A 1,034-nucleotide genomic window follows, 5' to 3' on the forward strand; every position below is an offset into this window, starting at 1 on the left:
CCTCGGCTGGCGCGAGTACGTGCGCGGTCTGTACTGGCTGCGCATGCCGGGCTATCTGGATGACAACGCGCTCGGCGCCGAGCAGCCGCTGCCGGGCTTCTTCTGGACCGGCGACACCGACATGCAGTGCATGCGGCAGGCGATCGGCCAGACCCTGCGCTATGGCTACGCCCATCACATCCAGCGGCTGATGGTGACCGGCCTGTTCGCCCTGATGCTCGGCGTGCGCCCGCGCGAGGTGCATGCCTGGTATCTGGCGGTCTATGTGGACGCGGTCGAGTGGGTCGAGCTGCCGAACGTGCTGGGCATGAGCCAGTTCGCCGATGGCGGCGTGATGGCCAGCAAGCCCTACTGTGCGTCCGGCAAGTACATCCAGCGCATGGGCAACTACTGCAGCGGCTGTCGCTTCAAGCCGGACCAGGCGGTCGGCGAGAGGGCCTGTCCATTCACCACGCTGTACTGGGATTTTCTCGAGCGGCATCAGGCGCGCTTCGCCAAACACCCGCGCGCGGCGCTGCAGTGGCGCAGTCTGGAGCGCCTGCCGGAGGCCAAGCGCGCGGCGATCCGCGAACAGGCGGAAGCCCTGCGCGCGCAGCTGAGTGCCGAGAGCCGATAGGGCGTGGCTCCTCGGCCGCGCGGCGCGCGCGGCACCCACGTGCGGCACCCTGCGATTCACCGGGTGCCGCTCGGCCTTTGCCGGTGTTCCCGATGCCGCCGTATAGTCGCAGGCTTGCCGACTGACTAAGCCCGGAGAAGCCGTGTTCGCTTGCTGCTTGTCGGGTTTGCTGGCACCGCCGCGACGACGTGCACCCGCGCTTGGCAGCAATCGATCTGCTGCCGCCCGAATCGCATGGCTGCTCGCCCTGCTGTTGGGTTCGGGTTTTGCGGCCAGCACCGTCCACGCCGCAGCCGACGCCGCGCTTGACCCGGCACTCTCGGACGAAGCGCCGCGGCTGCTGTTCGAGCGCATCGGCGATGATCAGCAGCTGCGCGATGGCGTGATTACCGGCCTGGCCCAGGACGGTCAGGGCTTT

At 68.6% G+C, this 1,034-nt stretch carries 1 protein-coding gene and 1 pseudogene; both read left to right on the forward strand.

The window, feature by feature from the left end:
- Positions 1 to 616: pseudogene (locus Q8S40_RS21345) on the forward strand (cryptochrome/photolyase family protein); the annotation flags it as partial.
- 157 nt (positions 617 to 773) lie between these two features.
- Positions 774 to 1,034, forward strand: a 261-nt coding sequence (locus Q8S40_RS21350; RefSeq protein WP_305672014.1) for a hypothetical protein, incomplete at its 3' end; no start/stop codon positions are given.

The sequence above is a fragment of the Falsiroseomonas sp. genome (assembly GCF_030695085.1).
In the GTDB taxonomy this organism is placed as follows: domain Bacteria; phylum Pseudomonadota; class Alphaproteobacteria; order Acetobacterales; family Acetobacteraceae; genus Falsiroseomonas.